This window comes from Aquitalea aquatica, assembly GCF_013911085.1.
GTDB lineage: Bacteria > Pseudomonadota > Gammaproteobacteria > Burkholderiales > Chromobacteriaceae > Aquitalea > Aquitalea aquatica.
This window is the reverse complement of the sequence record NZ_JACERN010000042.1, coordinates 114655-132541: the sequence shown is the minus strand read 5'-3', so window position 1 is coordinate 132541 and position 17887 is coordinate 114655. Positions and strand designations below refer to the sequence as shown.

Genomic DNA, 17887 nt, shown 5'->3' with positions numbered 1-17887 from the left:
CGTGCCGCTTATCAACACTAGTAAAAATGTGCATGCGCTGCGCAAAAAGAAAAAGCCCTGATTGCTCAGGGCTCGGTCTGCTGTGGCGACACTCAATCGCCGTAACGATAATAACCGTCGCGCCACCCACGGCCATGCCATCCGCGATCATGCCAATCGCGGTATGGCTCACGTCGGTCTTCATGCCAGTGCGGATAACGCGGCGGCTCGACATAGCGCACAGGGGCAACATAAGCCACCGGCTGGTAAACCGGTACCGGCGCCGGTGCCGGGCGGTAAGCGCGGTAGTCATCACGCTGGTAGGCCAGCGCAGTGCCTACGCTGCCACCCACTGCGCCACCGATGATGGCACCGTTACGGCCACCGATGGACTGGCCAACGGCAGCACCCACCGCACCACCAAGCGCACCACCCAGGATGGCAGAAGCATCGGCATAAGCCATGCCGGTGAAGGAAAGCGCCAACAGCGCGGGGATCAGGATTCGGGTTTTCATGGACTGGACCTCCAGTGCGTTGATACCAGTCCAGATTAACCAACGGCAGGTAACCGCTTGTAAAACAGTGTGAAGAACTATTGCCCGCCCCAGCTTGCTACACATCTGCACACACAAAGCGGCATAGTGCAGCGCGGCATGCTCATGAGGCCTCCGGCCGCAGCCCCATTGCACGCAGGAAACGCTGTTGCGCCCGCCAAAGTTGCGGATAGCTCAGGCAGCGATATGGCAGGCCATGTGCCGCCGCCTGCTGCTGCACGATGCGGGCCAGCGCCGGATAGTGGCGATGACTGTAGGCCGGAAACAGGTGATGGGTCAGGTGCAGATGCAGGCCGCCGAGCAAGCCGCCAAGCAAAGCAGGTGCCGGCAGCCAGTCGCAACAGGTCAGAAACTGGTGCTCATGCCAAGTGTGTGGCAAGCGGCCAGTTGCATCCGGCTGGAAAAAGGCGACATCAGCCCAGTGCGTGCCAAGAATCATGGCCACCAGAAAACAGGAAGCCAGCATCTGCCCGGCCACATAGCACAGCAGCACCGTGCCCCAGCCAATGGCGCTACCCTGCAGCAGCCACAGCGGTAGCCACAGCGGTAGCCACAGCGCCAGCAGCACATGGGCGGCCTTGCTGGCCAGAAAATACGGCGTATTGATAGGCCTCGCATCACGCAGCCGCAGCTTGCTCTTGCCCAGCCAGTCCAGCCAGTCGCCATACCAGCACAGATAAGGCAGGGACAACGCAGCAATCAACGGCCAGTAGCGATGCTGCCAGCGATACTGCGCGGCCCAGGCCTGGAATGGGGTCTGCCGCAAGAAGGGATTGGGCTCGATATCCAGATCGTATTCTTCGACATTGGGATAGGTATGGTGCAGATGGACATGACGGCGCGTCCAGATATCGGCATCCACCCCCATCGGCAGGCTGGTCAGCCGTGCCAGCAGCCGGTTCAGCACGGCAGAACGGAACACCGCACCATGTGCGGCATCATGCAGGGTATTCATCGCCAGCAGCATGGCCAGCACAAATGCAGCGATATAGGCTGCGGCAAAGCTCCAGCCCTGCGTGGCATGCACGGCCAGCCAATAACAGTACAGGCTCAGGCCGCCCAGCAGTGCTGCTTTGCCGGCCATGCCAAATCCGGCGTAGCGGTGACACCCCTGCTCGGCCAGATAATCCTGCGCCGCCTGTTGCAGTGCCACGCGGAAGGCCAGTTGCCGCGATGACTGAAAACGCAGCTGACTCATACCACTACCTCCGCACGACGCCAGCCCAGCACGCCATGCAATAGCAATAGTGCAGACAAGACCAGTGCTGCAGTATCACGCAGGCCCAGCAGCATGCCACAAGCCAGGGGCAAGCCCAGCGCCAGCAGTTGCCAGGCCCACCAGCCAAGCCGCTGCCGGTCCGACATCGCACCCAGAGCCAGCGTACCGGCCAGTAGTGCGCCAAACAGGCTCCATTGCTGCCAGAGGGTGAAACTGCCAGTCATCTGTACGTAGTAAATCACCCAGCCAAACAGCAGCACGGCACCGCAGGCAATATAACTGCCACTGATCTGCCATCCGGCATCGCTTTTCCCGGCCCGACTCCAAGGCCAGGACCAGGCCGCCAGCCAGGGATTGCTGGCTAGCAGCGGGTTGAAGGACGCGGCACTACCCGGCACACCATACACCAGCGGCACATCGTCGCGCGGCGGCTGATAACTGCCAAAACAGCGGTCCCACAGCAGGAAAGTGCCGCCAAAGTTGCGGTTGAGATAAAGCGGATGGGTAGCGTGATGTACCCGGTGCGCAGCCGGCGTTACCAGCAGCCCCTCCAGCCAGCCGGAACGGCCGACAAAGGCATTATGGTTATACAGCTGCACCGCGTAATGAAACGAGGAGGCGGCGACAAACAGCTCCAGCGGCAAACCCAGCACCGCCAGTGGTGCCACGAACAACAGCGAAGTGAGCGAGGAATACCAGGAATTGCGAATACCCAGCGACAGGCTGAAATGCTCACCCTGGTGATGCACGCGATGAACTGCCCACAACAGCGGCCAGCGGTGGTGGGCGCGGTGCATGCAGTAAAAGCTCAAGTCCCAGCCGACAATCGCCACCAGCCACTGGGCATAGAGCGGCAAGCGATCCACCAGATGCAGGTTGGCATGGGTCAACAGCCAGCCGAACATCGCCACCTCGACGCCACGCAGCGCCCACATCAGGATATGGCCGGAATTCAGGTTGAACACGATCTCATGCCAGGGAATGGCCTCCTTGCGCCAGTGGCGCAAGGCCAGCAGCTCCAGCAGCACGATGGCCAGCATCAGGGCGAAGGTCAGGGCAAATACATTCATGCGCAGCGATACCGAAAAAAAGAATGCAGAACAGGACGGGCTGCCAGCCAGCCACTAAACAGGCCAAGCAACAAGCCCGCCCCCAGATCGAGTGTCAGATGACGACGCAGCTGAACCACCGCCAGCATGATGGCCAGCGCCCACAGCAATAGCAGCGTATTGCGCCAGGGCCGCCGGCCATCCCACAGCGCCGACAAGGCCAGCCAGGTCAGCGCGCCATGCAAGGACGGCAGACAGTTACCCGGGGTGTCGAACTGCAGCAAAAGCTGCAGCACGCCATGCGATGGCGCTGACAAAGCTGGCGGATAGACCAGCGTAGTGGGCCACAACAGGAAAACCAGGCCAGCCAGCAATGCCGACAGCTGCATGGCGTGTTGCAGCCAGCGCAGCCGCTGCGGCGGCGTCAGCCAAAAGGCAGCAGGAACCAACAGGAAAAACGACAGATACAGCCAGATGGCCGAAGGATCGAAAGCCAGCAAGCGGTCACTGGCCAGCTCCGGCAGCACCCAGGCCGGTCCGCTGCGCAGACTGCCCAGGGTATAGGCACAGCCCACCGAGCCCCAGCCCAGCAGCAAATGCCGCAGGCGGGGCGGCAACTGGCTCAGCAGTCTGTTCATGCCAGCTCCCGGATGATGCGTCGCCGCTTGCGGCTGGTATCCAGCGGCGGCAAGGTCTGCTCGTGTTGCCACTGCAATGCCGCCACATCCACACCAGCGCCCTGCAGTACGCGCTCCAGATGTGCCTGCACCGCCGCCTGCTGCCCGACAGGCAGTGCCAGATGCAGCGTCAGCCGGCTGGGGCCGGTTTGCCGCAGCCGGTAGTCGGCATCAAATGGCAAGACCTGGGCCAGCGCACGGCCAAGCAGGTCGGCAAATACCGTTTGTGGCTGCCCTTGGTGATCGGGCAGCAGCAGCATGTCGTCACAGCGCCCCTCCACCCCGTCCAGTGCCATGCTGGCACGGCCACATGGGCAGGGCGTGGCGCGCGCCAGCAGCACGTCGTTCAGCCGGTAGCGCACGATGGGCTGGGTATAGCGGCTGAAGTCGGTAATCACCGGCACGAAGCGGCGGTGTGCATCGTCCAGCCATTCCGGCTCGACATGCACATACTCCTCGTTCAGGTGCAACACCCCGGCGGCACAGGTGCTGGCGAGAAAGCCCTCGGTTGCCTGGTAGATTTCATGCACGGTGCCAAAAGCCTGTTCAACCAGTTGCCGGTCCTGTGCTTCCAGCACCTCGGCAATGGAGTACACCCGCTTGGGCTGCAAGCGGATGCGGCCTTGCAGTTGCGCCAGTGCCAGTTCACGCAAGACCTGGGCCGGTGCCAGCAAGATGCTGGGCTGGTAGTCGGCCAGCAAGGGCAGATGTTCGGCAAAGGGACGAAACAGGTCGAAATAGCGGAATGTCAGCCAGCGACTGCGCACTGAGGTGTAAAGATTGCTGTTGGCACGCAGAAACAGTGCCACGCGTTCGCGCGCCAGCAGGCCATCCGGCAAGGCGCGCGCCAGCATGATGCCAGCCCACTGCGCCTGCTCGCTCCGGCTCACCACAAAGGCTGCCCGCTGCGCGGTGGTGCCGGAGGACAGCCCCACGGTATAGGGGCCGATGGTGGGAGCAAAGTCCCGGCTGTGCTCGGCATGCAGGGCGATCTGCATCACCTGCTCCAGCCTCAGTCCGGCAGTGTTCATGCTGTCGAAATGCTGCAGCATCAGCGCCTTGTCCATCAGCGGCCACTGCGCCAGCGGCACGTCTCCCAGCGCAGCAAAATACGGGCTGCGCTGTTGCAGGCGGCGGCGAAATACCGCCAACTGTTGCTGTTGATAGCGCTCCAGCGCAGCCCGATCGTGAAATTGCAGCCGCCGCGCCTGCCAGTAGGCCTGCAGCACTCGCAGTAGTCGCATCATGCCGGGCCATCCTCTTGTTGGTGGGTCAGGCGGATATCATGCAAGCCATTGCGGTACAAGGCATGCAGCCGGCCCAGCGTCTGGTAATAGGCCGCACGCTGATGCTGGATCAGGAAAGTCAGTTCGGCGGGGCCACGCAAATCCTGGAACCCTTCGCGCGCCCAGGCGGCATCCGACGCCAGCAGCGTCCAGCCCTGCTCGGTACGGACAAATGCCCCCAGATGCCCCGGCGCATGGCCAGGCAGGTCCACCACTAGCACTTCGCCAGTGCCGGAAAGATCGCGGGCCAGGGTGAACGGTGCCAGCTCCGCTGGCAGGTCCACCAGCTCCAGCGCTTCGACAAAGTGCAGCCGGCTATCGATATCAGCGGGCAGCAAGGCGGGAAGAAAAGCCTGCCGCAATGCGGCGAGACCAGACAAACCGCGCACAGCCTGCCAGCCTGCGGCCGAACACCATAGCTGGGCCTGGGGGAAGTCGCGCAGGCCGGCGATATGGTCGGCATGAAAGTGTGACAACACCAGCGCATGGATGTCGCGCTGGTTCACCCCGCGCGCCTGCAGCTGGCTGGACAAGGCATCTGCCGCATTGAAGGTCACCGGTGTCACCAGCGGATACAAGCGATAGATACCCTGGCGGGTAGCGGTATGGAAATGCTCGGCATAGCCGGTATCCCACAACAGCAGGCGGTCGCGGGTTTCAATCAGATAAGCACGCGAGGGAAAGCAGCGGCTGGCCAGCCCTGCGCCTTTGAGCGCCATGCAGGCCGGATGGGTGCAATGACCCACGCTGAACTCATGCAATATGGCCATCAGCCTGCTCCCTCAGCCAGTCCGCAGTACGCTGTATGCCCTCTTGCATGCTGTAGGGCGGAACATAACCCAGCCGTTCGCTGGCGCGGCGGTTGTCCAGCGTCATGTCAAAATGCACCGCCCCCAGACTATAAGGCGTCAGCAGCGGTTCACGCCCGTTAAACCGAGACAGCCACTGCAATGCCAGGCTGGCGTAATGCAGCACGGTATAAGGCGGGCTGACAATGCGCATCGGCCAGCCCAGCTCCTCGACAAACAGCTGTTGCAGCACCTGTTTGAGCACCGCCGGTTGCTGATTGGTGATATTGAACACTTCGCCGCTCAGTAGCTCTGGCCGGGTACTGGCCAGCCACATGGCATGGGTGACATTGCCGACATAGGTGAGGTCCAGCAACACTTCCCCGCCCCGTGGCAAGGGCAGCCGCGCCCCCGGACGGCGCAACAAGCGCGCCAGTCGCGGTATCAGCACCTGATCGTACTCGCCGAAAATGGCCCGTGGCCGCAGGATGATGCAGCGCATGGCCGGATAGCGGACCACCGCCTGTTGCACCCTGTCCTCGGCCTGCGCCTTGCTGCGGGCATAGCCGTTGACATACTGCCGTGGCCGATAGCTTTCCGGAATCTGGTGGCGATGCTGAAAATCGAAATACAGTGCCGGCGTGGAAATATGTACGAAGCGGCTGACACCGGCTTGTCCAGCGGCCTGTAGCAGGCGTTCGGTCGCCAGCACATTGGCGGCGATGAAATCGGCCTCCGCCCCCCAGGGGGCGGACAAGGCGGCGCAGTGCCATACCGTATCGATGCCATGCAGCAGAGCGGCCACTTCCGCACGGGTAGCGCTGGCCAGATCCAATTGCAGGAATTCGGCCCCCTGCGCCACCAGTTGCCGGCCAATTTCCAGCTTGCGGCCAGTGGCGCGTACCCTGCAGCCACGCTGCAACAGCATGGCGACGGCATTGCGCCCCAGCCCTCCGGTAGCACCGGTCACCAGCACCTGTTTCATAAATCCCATACCAACCCGCCCAGGCTCAGCCCGGCCGCTGTCCCCAGCATCAGCAGACGTTGACCACGCTGCGCCCGGCCACTGCTGACTGCCTCGTGCAGCACGGTGGGCAAGGATGCCGCCACCTGATTACCGTGGCTGGCGTAGATATCGATGACCCGCTCGCGGCCAATACCGAGTTTTTTCGCCATATGCTGCATGGCCAGATGGCTGGCCTGATGCGGCAACACCCAGTCTATGCTGTCCAGACCACCCGGCGTAGCCGCCAGCAGGCCGTCGATAAACGCTGGCATCTTCTCTGCGGCCAGCTTGAATACGGCCTTGCCCTGCATATTGAACAGAAAGTCGCTGGCCACCGCTCCACGGCGCGGATTGCACTGGGTGCCGCCGGCGCGGATTTCGCAATGACGTCGCCCTTCGGGATAGTTGGCCAGCCGAAAAGCGCGCAAGCCCTGCCCCGCTTCGCCACGCTCGACAATGGCGGCGGCCGCACCATCGCCGAAAATCAGCGAGGCTTCGGGATTGCTCCAGTCCAACCCACGCGAGGCGAGGTCGGCAGCGACAATAGCGATGCGACGGTAGGCACCACTTTGTAGCAGGCTGTCGGCCACCTGCAAGGCACTCAGAAAACTCAGGCAGCTGGCATTGACATCAAACACGGCCAGCCCTGCTGGCAAGCCGGCAGCATGCGCGATGAAACAGGCCGTGCCCGGCAGTGCCTGCTCGGGAATGCCACAGGCACCGATCAGCAGATCGATATCCCCCACCCCCAGCCCGGCATTGCCCAGCGCCGCATGCAGAGCCCGCGCAGCCAGTGCACTCTGTGTCTCCTGCTCACCAGCAAAATAGCGGGTATGCACCCCGCTTTTGCGCAAACAATCACCTGAGCGACAGCCCAGACGCAGATCAAGATCGGCAGCACTGACCGACAGTTCTGGCAGCGCCTTTCCGGTGGCAATCAATTTCATATTGGTGTGTTCATGACTTCATCTTGCGCTCTGTGCCGCCAGCATTGCCGACAACAGCCACTCTGGAAATCAATTTCCCTGAAATCACTATTTACGTTTAATTTAAACCGAGCAGTTTATGAGTGTTGCATAATGAACGCAATGCGTAATGTCACCTATCCGTAATACTGGATATGCCAGACCAGCCATTGTTACCACCCGCAGTGTTCAACCTGTTTTGAAAGCATTACATGCATGTCCTGCTTACCGGCGCCCGCGCGCCAGCCTGCCTGGAATGGGCTCGTGCCTTTCATGCTGCCGGCTGGGAAGTCAGCGTGGGCGATTCGCTCTCCTGGCCGCTTAGCCGCTTCAGCAAAGCCGTCGATCATTTTTTGCGCCTGCCAGAAGCGCGCCACGCCCCCCAGGCCTGGGGCCGGGCGCTTGAGCAGGCCGTCCAGCGCCTGGGCATAGACCTCATCCTGCCCACCTGCGAGGAGGCGTTTTACCTGTCGCACATTGCCAGGCAATTGTCCTGCCGGGTGCTGGTCAGCGATTTTCCCCTGCTACACAGACTGCATCACAAGGCGCACTTCGCCTGGCTGACCCAAGGCTGGCCGGCAGCTGCCCCTCCAACCAGCCTGCTGTCATCCCGCGCCGAGCTGGATGACTTCATCCTCCAGCACGCGACAGCCGGGCAACAGCTGCCATGGGTTTTCAAACCGGCCTACTCACGCTTTGCCAGACACACGCGAATCTGCCCGAGCGCACGCCAACTGGACAGCCTGCACCCCACCCCGGCCCAGCCATGGGTAGCGCAGCGCTTTATTGCCGGGCGTGAACATTGCAGCTACAGCCTGTTCAGTGCCGGCCGCCTGACTGCCCATGCCTGCTACCATCCGCGCCACCGGGTGGGCGGTGGTTCGGGCATCTGCTTTGAACCCAGCGATCCACCAGCCATCCGCGCCTTTGTCGAAGCCTTTGGCCAGGCCACCCACTTCAACGGACAAGTGGCCTTCGACTTCATGGAAGACAGCAGCGGTCAGTGCCATGTGCTGGAATGCAACCCACGCGCCACCAGTGGCGTGCATTTGTTCGATGACCAGCCACAGGCACTGGTGCAGGCCCTGCTGGGTGAAGGCCCGCTATTACTGCCAACAGCCCAGCCGCGCATGGTCGGGCTGGCCATGCTGCTGTTTGCCGCGCCCAGACAGGCATTGCTGCCCGCTTTCTGGCAGGACTACAGGGCCGCACACGATGTGATCAGCCGTCCGGGCGACACCGGACCGCTATGGGCGCAGCTGCCCGGTCTGCTGGAAGTTTGTGCCCGTGCCCTCCACCGTCGTTGCGGGCTGCTGGCTGCGGCCACCACTGATATCGAATGGGATGGCCAGCCGCTATGAGCAGCGACCTGCGCGTGCTGGACCCGCAGCAGATCGATGACCCGTCGTTGCTGGCCAGCCATGCCCCGCTGATCGCATTTTCCCGCCATGCCGCCAGCGAAATCGCCAATGTCAGTACCCGTCTGCAATTACTGCAGTGTGGCGAGCAGCTGTTTCCACTCAGCATCAATGATGGCGACGAGGCAGCCGCCAACAGCTACGTGGTATCCCCGCTCACCACCTATATCCGCTACGCCAGCTACGAGCTGGCACAAATCGGCCGCCCCTGGCTGAGCTGGCCGCTACAGCAATTGCTGCGCGGGATCAGTCACTGGCTGCAACAGGCAGAGCTGGACCGGCTGGTGCAGGTGAACAACTGGCTGCTATCAACCAACCTTTATCCACCGGATTGGCAAGGCGGCGAAATCGCCACGCTCACCCGCTTCCTGTGCAGCCAGTTCCCCCGGCACGCCATCGGCTTGCGCTCGCTCAACCGCTTCAGCAATGCTCAGCTGATCGACCGCATGCTGGCCTGTGGCTATGTGGCCATTCCCAGCCGGCAGGTTTACCTGTTCGATGGCCGTGCCGGCCAGCAGTCGGCTTTTCTGCAGCGCCACAACACCCGGCTGGATGCCACACTGCTGCGCAATGCCGGCTACCGCTGCCTGCCAGGAGAACAACTGCAGCAAGACGACTACCCGCGACTGGCCCAGCTCTACCGGCAGCTCTACCTGGAAAAATACTCCCCGCTCAACCCCCAGTTCACTGCCGACTGGCTATACCACGGCCAGCGCGATGGCTGGCTGCAGCTCTGCGCCCTGCAAAACAGCGACGGCCGGCTGGATGGCATCGTCGGCTGGTTTGCCAATAGCCACATCTTGACCGCGCCCATCGTCGGCTACGATACGGCCCTGCCGCAAAAGCTCGGTCTGTACCGCCAGCTGACCCAACTTTGCCTGCAACGCGCCGCAAATGAAGGCAAGCTGCTGAACTTCAGTTCCGGCGCAGCCGATTTCAAACGCCGCCGTGGCGGCGTAGCCGAAATTGAATACAGCATGCTGTATGTCCGCCATCTGCCACCTGCCCGCCAGCGAGCCTGGCACGTGCTTGGCCGGCTGCTGCACGGCATAGGCATTCCCCTGATGCGGAGACTGAAACTGTGATAGACCTTCGCGCTTATTGGTGGCCATTGGCCATCGAGGCAGAGTTAACACATGACAAACCGCTGGCCCGCACCCTGCACGACCAGCCGCTGGTGCTGTTTCGTGACCGTGCTGGTCAGGCAGTCGTCATGCCAGACCGCTGTCCACACCGCCACGCACCCTTGTCCTGCGGCCGGGTGCACCACGGCGAGCTGGCCTGCCCTTATCACGGCTGGCAATTCACTGCCGATGGCCACTGCAGCAAGGTGCCGGGGCTGAAGCGCCAGCCGGCAGGTGGCCCGCTGATCAAGCCGTTGGCCAGTTGCAGCGCCCATGGCCTGATCTGGGCCTGCCTGCAGCCTGGGCCCGCAACACCGCCGCCGGTTGCCCCGGCCATCAGCAGCAGCGTGGACAGCTTTTTCATGAGCGACATCGTGCACTGCGAGATGGCCGACGCAGCCGAAAATTTTCTCGACGGCTTTCACACCCATTTTGTCCATGCCGGCTGGATTCGCCGCGACAAGCGCCGCCAGCAGGTCAGCGCCCGTGTCAGCGCGCTCACGGATGGCATAGAAGCCCGCTACAGCGAGGAAGGCTTGCAGTCCGGACTGATTTCACAATTGTTCGAAGGCAGCCGCAGCCACAGCATGGGGCGTTTTCGCCTGCCCGGCCTAGCTGAAATCGAATATCACGGCCAGCGCGGGCTCAACCTGCTGGTCAGCGCCTGGCTGACACCGGAAACCCCGCAGCGCCTCCGCCTGCATGCACGCATAGCCACCCGTCGCGGCTACTTGCCAGCCGGCCTGAAACGGCTGCTGCTGCGCCGCCTGTTTGGCGTCATCCTGCGCCAGGACAAGGCCATACTGGAAGAAACCCAGGCCAACCGCCTGCGTTTTGCCATGACGCCCCCGCTGGACACCGAACTGGACCTGCTGGGCCCAGCCATCCGTCAATTGCTGCGTGGCGAACAGCTTGATCCGGCCCTGCACAGGGAAGTCAGCGCCCTGCTGTAAACCAAGGGGAAACCACGGTGGAAATACTCTGGCACAACTATCCATTTATCCTGTAATAGCACGCTATAATGCCGCTTTTCCAAGCCCCCTCACCCATGCGCCACAGTTTCCCGCGTAAGCTCGTGTTCCTCAGCAGCCTGGTGTTTGCCGCCCTGCTGTTTGGCACCTCCGGCTACATGCTGATCGAGGACTGGAGCTTTTCCGACAGTCTGTTCATGACCGTCATCACGCTGGCCACCATCGGCTATGGCGAAACCCACAACCTGTCGCTGGAAGGCCGCTATTTCACCATTGCGCTGATCGTGTTCGGCACCGGCGTGGTCGGTTATGGCATTTCCTCGCTCACCCTGATGCTGTTCCAGGGCGACCTGCCGCTTTATCTGAGACGAAAGAAAATGGAAAAACTGATTGCGCGCATGCGCCAGCACACCATCATTTGCGGACTGAGCCATACCGGGCGCTACGCGCTGGAAGAGTTGCTGGGCACTCACCACCAGGTGGTGGTCATCGAAAAGGACGAAGCCAATATCGCCCTGCTGCAAGAGCGCGATGTGCCCTTCATTGTCGGCGATGCCTCTGAAGACGAAAACCTCACCGCTGCCGGCATTACCCATGCCCGCGCGCTGATTTCCTGCCTGAGTGCCGATGCCGACAACGCCTTTGTGGTGGTAACGGCCAAGAGCCTGAACCCGACGGTACTGGCCGTGGCCAAGGCGGAAAACGAAAGCTCGCGCAAGAAACTTTTGGCAGTGGGCGCTGACAATGTGGTGATTCCGTCCCATCTGGGCGGCATGAACATGGCCAATATCGTGGCCCACCCGGAAACCCTGCACTTCTTCGAACACCTGCACCATCGCTATCCCAACCAGTTCCATGCCCAGGTACATGTACTGGACGAACGCTGGGAAGGCCAGCCGCTGGGCAGTTTTCTCAAGGATGGCTTCGATGGCAAGGCCATGGTGATTGCGCTGGAACGCAGCCCGGGTGAAGTGGAGTTTTCGCCAGACCCGGAAGTCATCATGCACAGTGGCGAATCACTGCTGCTGATCCGCAACCAGCAAGCCAGCAGCTGAGCAGCACACCAAACGAAGAGGGCCGATGCATGCGCATCGGCCCTTTCTTCATTTCCAGCACAGCTTGGAGCTGCTAACAAAACCCCGTAGAGAACCCGGGCCAAGGCGCACCCCAGGAGCCGGGGGATTTGTTAGCGGGTCTTAGTTCCGCCGCGCCAGCCGCTGCAACACGGCTACCAGGGTATCGACTTCCTCGCAGGTGTTATAGAAAGCCAGCGAAGGCCGCACCGTGGCTTCCAGCCCGAAGCGCCGCAGAATCGGTTGGGCGCAGTGGTGGCCAGAGCGCACCGCAATGCCTTCCTGATTCAGCGCCTTGCCCACTTCCTCGGTGCGGTAGCCCGGCAGCACGAAGGACAGCACGCTGGCCTTGTTGGCTGCCGTGCCGATCAGGCGCAAGCCCGGTACCGATTGCAGGCCGTGGGTGGCATACACCAGCAGGTCGTGCTCGTAATGGGCAATGGCTTCCAGCCCGATACGCTCGACATAGTCGATGGCTGCACCCAACCCCACCGCGTCCGCGATATTGCCGGTGCCCGCCTCGAACTTGTTGGGTGCCGGCTGATACAGCGTTTTCTCGAAGGTGACATCGGCAATCATGTTGCCACCCCCTTGCCACGGCGGCATGCTGTCCAGCAATTCCTTCTTGCCGTACACCACGCCGATGCCGGTGGGTGCAAACACCTTGTGCCCGGAGAACACGAAGAAGTCTGCATCCAGCGCCTGCACGTTCACCCGCATGTGCGATACCGACTGCGCCCCGTCCACCAGCACCCGCGCCCCGGCGGCATGCGCCAGCGCCACGATTTCCTGCACCGGCGTCACCGTGCCCAGCGCATTGGATACCTGGGTGATGGCCACCAGCCTGGTGCGGCTGTTCAGCAGCTTGCGGTACTCGTCCAACAGAATCTGGCCGCTGTCATCCACCGGAATCACCCGGATCCTGGCACCGCTGGCGGCTGCCAGCATCTGCCAGGGCACGATGTTGGCGTGGTGTTCCAGCTGCGACACCACGATTTCATCGCCAGCGCCGATATTCTGACGCCCCCAGGTATTGGCCACCAGGTTGATGGCTTCGGTGGCTCCGCGGACGAAAATCACCTGATCCGGGCTGGGAGAACCGATGAAACGGGCCACCTTGTTACGGGCCGCTTCGTAGGCATCCGTCGCCCGCGCCGCCAGCTCATGCGCCGCGCGGTGGATGTTGGAGTTTTCGTGCTGGTAGAAATAGGCCAGCCGGTCGATCACCGCTTGCGGCTTGTGCGTGGTAGCGGCGTTATCCAGCCAGATCAGCGGCTTGCCATTCACCCGCTCGGCCAGGATGGGGAAGTCACGGCGCACGGCGTTCACATCAAAGCCATGGCCGCGACTGGCCACCTTGCGGTCGAAATCCGGTGCCTTGCCATGCTGCGGCCACTCCTCGACAAAGTAATAGCCATGGCTATTACCCTGCGCAGGTGCCGCTGCCACTGGCTGGCGATTATCACCGGCCAGCAAGGCGCGCAGCTCATCCGCACCGGGCAGGCCAAAGGACTGCGCCGTCACCCGGTCATCCACCGGCAAACTGCTGGACGATGCCGGATAAGCCGAGGACTCACCAATAAAGTAATACGGCGAGGACGGGACGGCAGCACCAGCAGCGGACGGTGCCGAAGGCTGGGCCGCGGCCACTTGCGGAATGGCCGCACCATAGCCCTCAGGCACGGCATAGGCATGCGGGCCACCCCGGCCAAAGCCATCCAGTGCCGCCGGTTCCGGCGTATGCGCGGCGGCGGCGGCCGGCTGTGGCGACAACTGCGGGCCAGCCACATCCAGATTCAGCCCATTGGACGCCGCTGGCGCACTGCCCGGCACCTGCCCCGGCAAGGCGCTGAAGAAGGCATTGGCCAGATTCGCCAGCTGGGCGATGTCCGGCAAGCCCTCAGGCTTACTTGTAGGTATCTGGGTAGTCATGGTACTTGCCAATCTCCACGTCTTCGAGCACGGCCAGCGCATCTTCGGTCAGCACGGCCAGCGAGCAATACAGCGAAATCAGGTAGGACGCGATGGCGTTGCGGTTGATGCCCATGAAGCGCACCGACAGGCCCGGGCTCTGTTCGCCAGCCACACCCGGCTGGTACAGGCCGATCACACCCTGGCGCTTTTCACCCACGCGCAGCAGCAGGATCTTGGTCTTGCCGTCTTCGTCGATCGGCAGCTTGTCCGACGGGATGATGGGCACACCGCGCCAGGTGATGAACTGTGAGCCGAACAGGCTCACGGTCGGCGGCGGCACACCACGGCGGGTGCATTCACGACCGAATGCGGCAATCGCCAGCGGGTGGGCCAGGAAGAAGCCCGGCTCTTTCCATACCTTGGTCAGGAGCTCGTCCAGATCGTCCGGGGTCGGTGCGCCGGTCAGGGTGGAGATGCGCTGGGTATCGTCCACATTGGCCAGCAAGCCGTATTCCGGGTTGTTGATCAGCTCGGATTCCTGGCGTTCCTTGATGGTTTCAATGGTCAGGCGCAGCTGTTCCTTGATCTGGTCGTGCGGGCTGCTGTACAGGTCGGATACACGGGTGTGCACGTCCAGTACGGTAGTCACCGCATTGAGGAACAATTCACGCGGCTGTTCTTCGTAATCGACAAAGGTTTGCGGCAGTTCGGACTCGTCGCGCTGCGAGCAGGCTACCTGCACCCCGGCGGCGTTTTTCACCCGGTTCAGACGGAAAATGCCCGCTTCTACCGGCGACCATTGCAGCAGGTGCACCAGCCAGCGCGGGCTGATGGTGGACAACTGCGGTACGGTTTTGGTGGCATTGGCTAGCTGGCGCGCGGCGTTGTCGCCCAGTGCCTGTTTGACGTCCTGATGTTGAGACATGTCTGCTCCATAAGGGATGGGTTAAAAAACAATCTGCAGGCAACACAGCCCCCTTGCCGGCGGCCTGCAGGCAAAGCTCCGCCCTGCCCGCTGTCCATGCAGCGTGGCGAGGTGGTCAAACAGTGAATAGTGGTGAGGTTAAGAGCGGCTAACAAAATAGCGTAGCGCCCCTGGGGCAAGGCGGGCCGCCGCAGACAGTACAAGTAGTACGGCAAGGCGGCGCAACGCAGCAGCAGGGTTTTTGTTAGCTGCTCACGGGGGGGCTGCCTGCAGGCTGGCCTGGGTAATCTGGCTACCCGGCGGCACACTGCGGGTGAGCCAGACATTACCGCCGATGCTGGAGCCACGCCCGATGGTGATGCGACCCAGTACAGTGGCACCGGCGTAGATCACCACATCGTCCTCCACGATGGGGTGGCGCGGCTGGCCCTTGAGCAGGCTGCCATCCTCGCCCTGCTCGAAGCGTTTGGCGCCCAGGGTGACTGCCTGATACAAGCGCACCCGCGCACCGATGACAGCGGTTTCGCCGATCACCACGCCGGTGCCGTGATCGATGAAGAAACCAGCACCAATCTGCGCACCAGGATGAATGTCGATACCGGTTTCACCATGGGCAATTTCAGCAATGATGCGGGCAATCAAGGGCAAGCCAGCGCGGTACAGTAAGTGCGCCAGGCGGTGATGCAGGATGGCGCTGATGCCCGGATAGCACAGCAATACCTCGTCCACACTGCGGGCTGCCGGATCGCCTTGCCAGGCGGCGGTGATGTCAGCATCCAGCAGGCGGCGCTGATCGGGCAAGGCGGCAGCAAACTGCTGGATGATGGCCACCGCCTGCGCCTCAAGCCCTGCCTCGCCAAGCGCGCCAGGCTGGCCGCTTAATCTGGCGCCATAGCGCAGCTCCAGCTGCACTTGCGCCACCAGCGCATCCAGTGCCACGGCCAGGCTATGGCCGACAAAGAAATCCTCGCTGCTGTCGCGCAGTCCCGGCGGCCCCAGCCGCATCGGAAACAGTGCCGCCACCAGTGCAGCCACAATGTCGCGCAATGCCGTGCGCGAGGGGAACTCGCGGGTACTGAAATCACGCAAGCGGCCCTGGCTTTGCCGCCAGTCGGCACGTGCCGCATGCAGGGCGCTGACCACGCTGTCCAGATGCCAGTCATGCACCACTGGCTGGGCGGGATTAAAGGGACGGACCAGATCATTCATGGCAGTACTCGCTGTCTCGTGGTGCGCGGAGGAAGAAACAATCAGTCCTGCTGCCAGGGCAGATTCCAGTAGCGCCAGCCGCCTACATCGCCGCGCTGGTTCTGGCTGTCCAGATCACCCTCGAAGCCTTCCAGCACGTTGTACACCTGGGTGAAGCCAGCCTTGGCAGCAGCCTCGGCAGCGGCGGCAGAGCGCTTGCCGCTACGGCACAGCAACACCACCACGCTATCCTTGCCGCCAGCCTTGCTTTCCAGCTCGCGCAGGAAGCGCGGATTCTTGATCAGCGCCGTGCCCGTCTGCCAGGCCACATGCAGCGAATCCGGCACCTGGCCGACAAACTTGCGCTCTTCAGCGGTGCGCACATCCACCAGCGTGGCAACGCCGGCTTCCACCAGTGACCAGGCCTCCAGCGGATAGAGCGCACCGGTATAGGCGAGGCCACTGTCTGCCGCACGCAGCCGGGCGATTTCCAGCAGTTCGGTACTGGCCGTTACGGCATCAGTGGCACTGAGTTGATGGCCGGTCGGGCCAGCCTGGGTGGTGCTGATGGTGGAATGCAGTTGGCTCATGCTTGTCTCCTTGGCTGGCGCCGTGTCTGTTGCCAATGAATATACGCGGCGACAAGCTGGCGACTAAGCAAGAAAATCTGCACTTGTTATGAAGAAAATCGATAACCACACCGCACTTATGGCATTTTCTGGCATAACAAAACGAATCGTCGCTTTCAGTCATGGCAGCTGCTTACAAAAGCAGTAGAAAGCGCGCATGGGATGTCTTGAAATGCAAAACGGGATGGCCGTAGCCATCCCGTTTGGTGCAATCAGATACTGTAAATCAGGCTCAGAAAGCCGGAATCACCGCACCCTGGTACTTGGTTTCGATGAACTTCTTGGCTTCCGGGCTGTTCAGCGCAGCAGCCAGCTTCTTGATAGCGGCGCTGTTCTTGTTGTCCGGACGGGCTACCAGCAGGTTGGCATACGGCGAAGTGGTTTCGGTGAACAGGCCGTCTTTCTTCGGGTTCAGCTTGGCTTCCAGCGCGTAGTTGGCGTTGATCAGCGCAACATCCACCTGGTTCAGCACGCGCGGCAGGGTAGCGGCTTCCAGTTCCTTGATCTTGATGTTCTTCGGGTTGGACACGATGTCCTTGGTGGTCGGGTAGATGTTCTTGCGGTCCTTCAGCTTGATCACACCGCCCTGATCCAGCAGCAGCAGCGCACGGCCGGCATTGGTCGGGTCATTCGGGATGGCCACGGTAGCGCCCTGCGGCAGCTCAGCCACTTTCTTGTACTTGCTGGAGTAAGCAGCAAACGGCTCGATGTGTACCGGCTTGGAAGCTACCACCAGGTGAGTGCCACGGTCCTTGTTGAACTTGTCCAGATACGGAATGTGCTGGAAGAAGTTGGCATCCAGCTGCTTTTCCTCTACTTGGGTATTGGGCAGCACGTAGTCGTTGAACACCTTCACCTGCAGATCCACACCTTGCTTGGCCAGGGTGGGCTTCAGGGCTTCCAGGATTTCAGCGTGCGGCACCGGCGAGGCAGCAACCACCAGCTTTACATTTTCAGCGTGCACGGCCAGGGCGGCCACGCTCAGGCTCAGGGCAGCAAACAGCTTGGAAACGCGTTTCATCGTTTTTTTCTCCAGATCAATGGGCAAAGGGGGTCCATACAGCCGGCAAACTCCGGCTGCACAGGGATTCACAACAAAGGGAATGCAGTAATGTGCTGGCG

General features: G+C 62.0%; 17 protein-coding genes. 4 read left to right on the top strand and 13 right to left on the bottom strand.

Annotated features, from left to right (window positions below):
- Nucleotides 1-92: 92 nt before the first annotated feature.
- The 8 genes from H2Z84_RS18300 to H2Z84_RS18265 form a co-directional block, all read right to left on the bottom strand.
- Entirely contained in the window at nucleotides 93-494 is a 402-nt protein-coding gene (locus H2Z84_RS18300) for a YMGG-like glycine zipper-containing protein (protein WP_181837223.1), read from the bottom strand.
- 142 nt (nucleotides 495-636) lie between these two features.
- On the bottom strand, nucleotides 637-1731 hold the full coding sequence (locus tag H2Z84_RS18295) for a fatty acid desaturase family protein (RefSeq protein WP_181837222.1): 1095 nt from the start codon (nucleotides 1729-1731) through the stop codon (nucleotides 637-639).
- Entirely contained in the window at nucleotides 1728-2822 is a 1095-nt protein-coding gene (locus H2Z84_RS18290) for a sterol desaturase family protein (protein WP_181837221.1), read from the bottom strand. Before H2Z84_RS18290 ends, H2Z84_RS18295 begins: the two co-directional genes overlap by 4 nt.
- The gene (locus H2Z84_RS18285; protein ID WP_181837220.1) at nucleotides 2819-3439 is read right to left on the bottom strand and encodes a phosphatase PAP2 family protein; all 621 of its coding nucleotides are present in this window, start codon (nucleotides 3437-3439) and stop codon (nucleotides 2819-2821) included. The genes H2Z84_RS18290 and H2Z84_RS18285 overlap by 4 nt, the downstream gene beginning before the upstream one ends.
- Nucleotides 3436-4725: a F390 synthetase-related protein gene (locus H2Z84_RS18280; protein ID WP_181837219.1), complete on the bottom strand. Its 1290-nt coding sequence runs from the start codon at nucleotides 4723-4725 to the stop codon at nucleotides 3436-3438. Before H2Z84_RS18280 ends, H2Z84_RS18285 begins: the two co-directional genes overlap by 4 nt.
- Nucleotides 4722-5534 carry an MBL fold metallo-hydrolase gene (locus H2Z84_RS18275; protein WP_181837218.1) on the bottom strand — a complete coding sequence of 271 codons (813 nt, stop codon included), beginning with the start codon at nucleotides 5532-5534 and terminating at the stop codon, nucleotides 4722-4724. The genes H2Z84_RS18280 and H2Z84_RS18275 overlap by 4 nt, the downstream gene beginning before the upstream one ends.
- Nucleotides 5518-6546: an NAD-dependent epimerase/dehydratase family protein gene (locus H2Z84_RS18270; RefSeq protein ID WP_258869480.1), complete on the bottom strand. Its 1029-nt coding sequence runs from the start codon at nucleotides 6544-6546 to the stop codon at nucleotides 5518-5520. The genes H2Z84_RS18275 and H2Z84_RS18270 overlap by 17 nt, the downstream gene beginning before the upstream one ends.
- Entirely contained in the window at nucleotides 6534-7505 is a 972-nt protein-coding gene (locus tag H2Z84_RS18265; protein WP_181837217.1) for a 3-oxoacyl-[acyl-carrier-protein] synthase III C-terminal domain-containing protein, read from the bottom strand. The genes H2Z84_RS18270 and H2Z84_RS18265 overlap by 13 nt, the downstream gene beginning before the upstream one ends.
- A gap of 230 nt (nucleotides 7506-7735) precedes the next feature.
- Between H2Z84_RS18265 and H2Z84_RS18260 the strand changes: the two genes are divergently transcribed.
- The 4 genes from H2Z84_RS18260 (at nucleotide 7736) to H2Z84_RS18245 (ending at nucleotide 12091) form a co-directional block, all read left to right on the top strand.
- Nucleotides 7736-8884, top strand: coding sequence for an ATP-grasp domain-containing protein (locus tag H2Z84_RS18260; protein ID WP_181837216.1), 1149 nt, complete (start codon nucleotides 7736-7738; stop codon nucleotides 8882-8884).
- Complete coding sequence (locus H2Z84_RS18255; protein WP_220272907.1) at nucleotides 8881-10026, top strand: GNAT family protein; 1146 nt, start codon at nucleotides 8881-8883, stop codon at nucleotides 10024-10026. Before H2Z84_RS18260 ends, H2Z84_RS18255 begins: the two co-directional genes overlap by 4 nt.
- Nucleotides 10023-11018: a Rieske 2Fe-2S domain-containing protein gene (locus H2Z84_RS18250; protein ID WP_181837215.1), complete on the top strand. Its 996-nt coding sequence runs from the start codon at nucleotides 10023-10025 to the stop codon at nucleotides 11016-11018. The genes H2Z84_RS18255 and H2Z84_RS18250 overlap by 4 nt, the downstream gene beginning before the upstream one ends.
- A 68-nt stretch (nucleotides 11019-11086) precedes the next feature.
- Nucleotides 11087-12091, top strand: coding sequence for a potassium channel family protein (locus tag H2Z84_RS18245; protein WP_258869479.1), 1005 nt, complete (start codon nucleotides 11087-11089; stop codon nucleotides 12089-12091).
- A gap of 141 nt (nucleotides 12092-12232) precedes the next feature.
- Here H2Z84_RS18245 and H2Z84_RS18240 read toward each other — a convergent pair whose 3' ends face one another.
- From H2Z84_RS18240 to H2Z84_RS18220, 5 genes are all read right to left on the bottom strand, one after another.
- The gene (locus H2Z84_RS18240; RefSeq protein ID WP_181837214.1) at nucleotides 12233-14041 is read right to left on the bottom strand and encodes a family 2A encapsulin nanocompartment cargo protein cysteine desulfurase; all 1809 of its coding nucleotides are present in this window, start codon (nucleotides 14039-14041) and stop codon (nucleotides 12233-12235) included.
- Entirely contained in the window at nucleotides 14016-14948 is a 933-nt protein-coding gene (locus H2Z84_RS18235) for a family 2A encapsulin nanocompartment shell protein (protein WP_045844953.1), read from the bottom strand. Before H2Z84_RS18235 ends, H2Z84_RS18240 begins: the two co-directional genes overlap by 26 nt.
- 252 nt (nucleotides 14949-15200) lie before the next feature.
- The gene (epsC, locus tag H2Z84_RS18230) at nucleotides 15201-16157 is read right to left on the bottom strand and encodes a serine O-acetyltransferase EpsC (RefSeq protein ID WP_181837213.1); all 957 of its coding nucleotides are present in this window, start codon (nucleotides 16155-16157) and stop codon (nucleotides 15201-15203) included.
- 41 nt (nucleotides 16158-16198) lie between these two features.
- Nucleotides 16199-16726 (bottom strand): rhodanese-like domain-containing protein, encoded by a 528-nt coding sequence (locus tag H2Z84_RS18225; protein ID WP_181837212.1) that lies wholly within the window; start codon nucleotides 16724-16726, stop codon nucleotides 16199-16201.
- A gap of 271 nt (nucleotides 16727-16997) precedes the next feature.
- Entirely contained in the window at nucleotides 16998-17786 is a 789-nt protein-coding gene (locus H2Z84_RS18220) for a MetQ/NlpA family ABC transporter substrate-binding protein (protein WP_181837211.1), read from the bottom strand.
- Nucleotides 17787-17887: the final 101 nt, after the last annotated feature.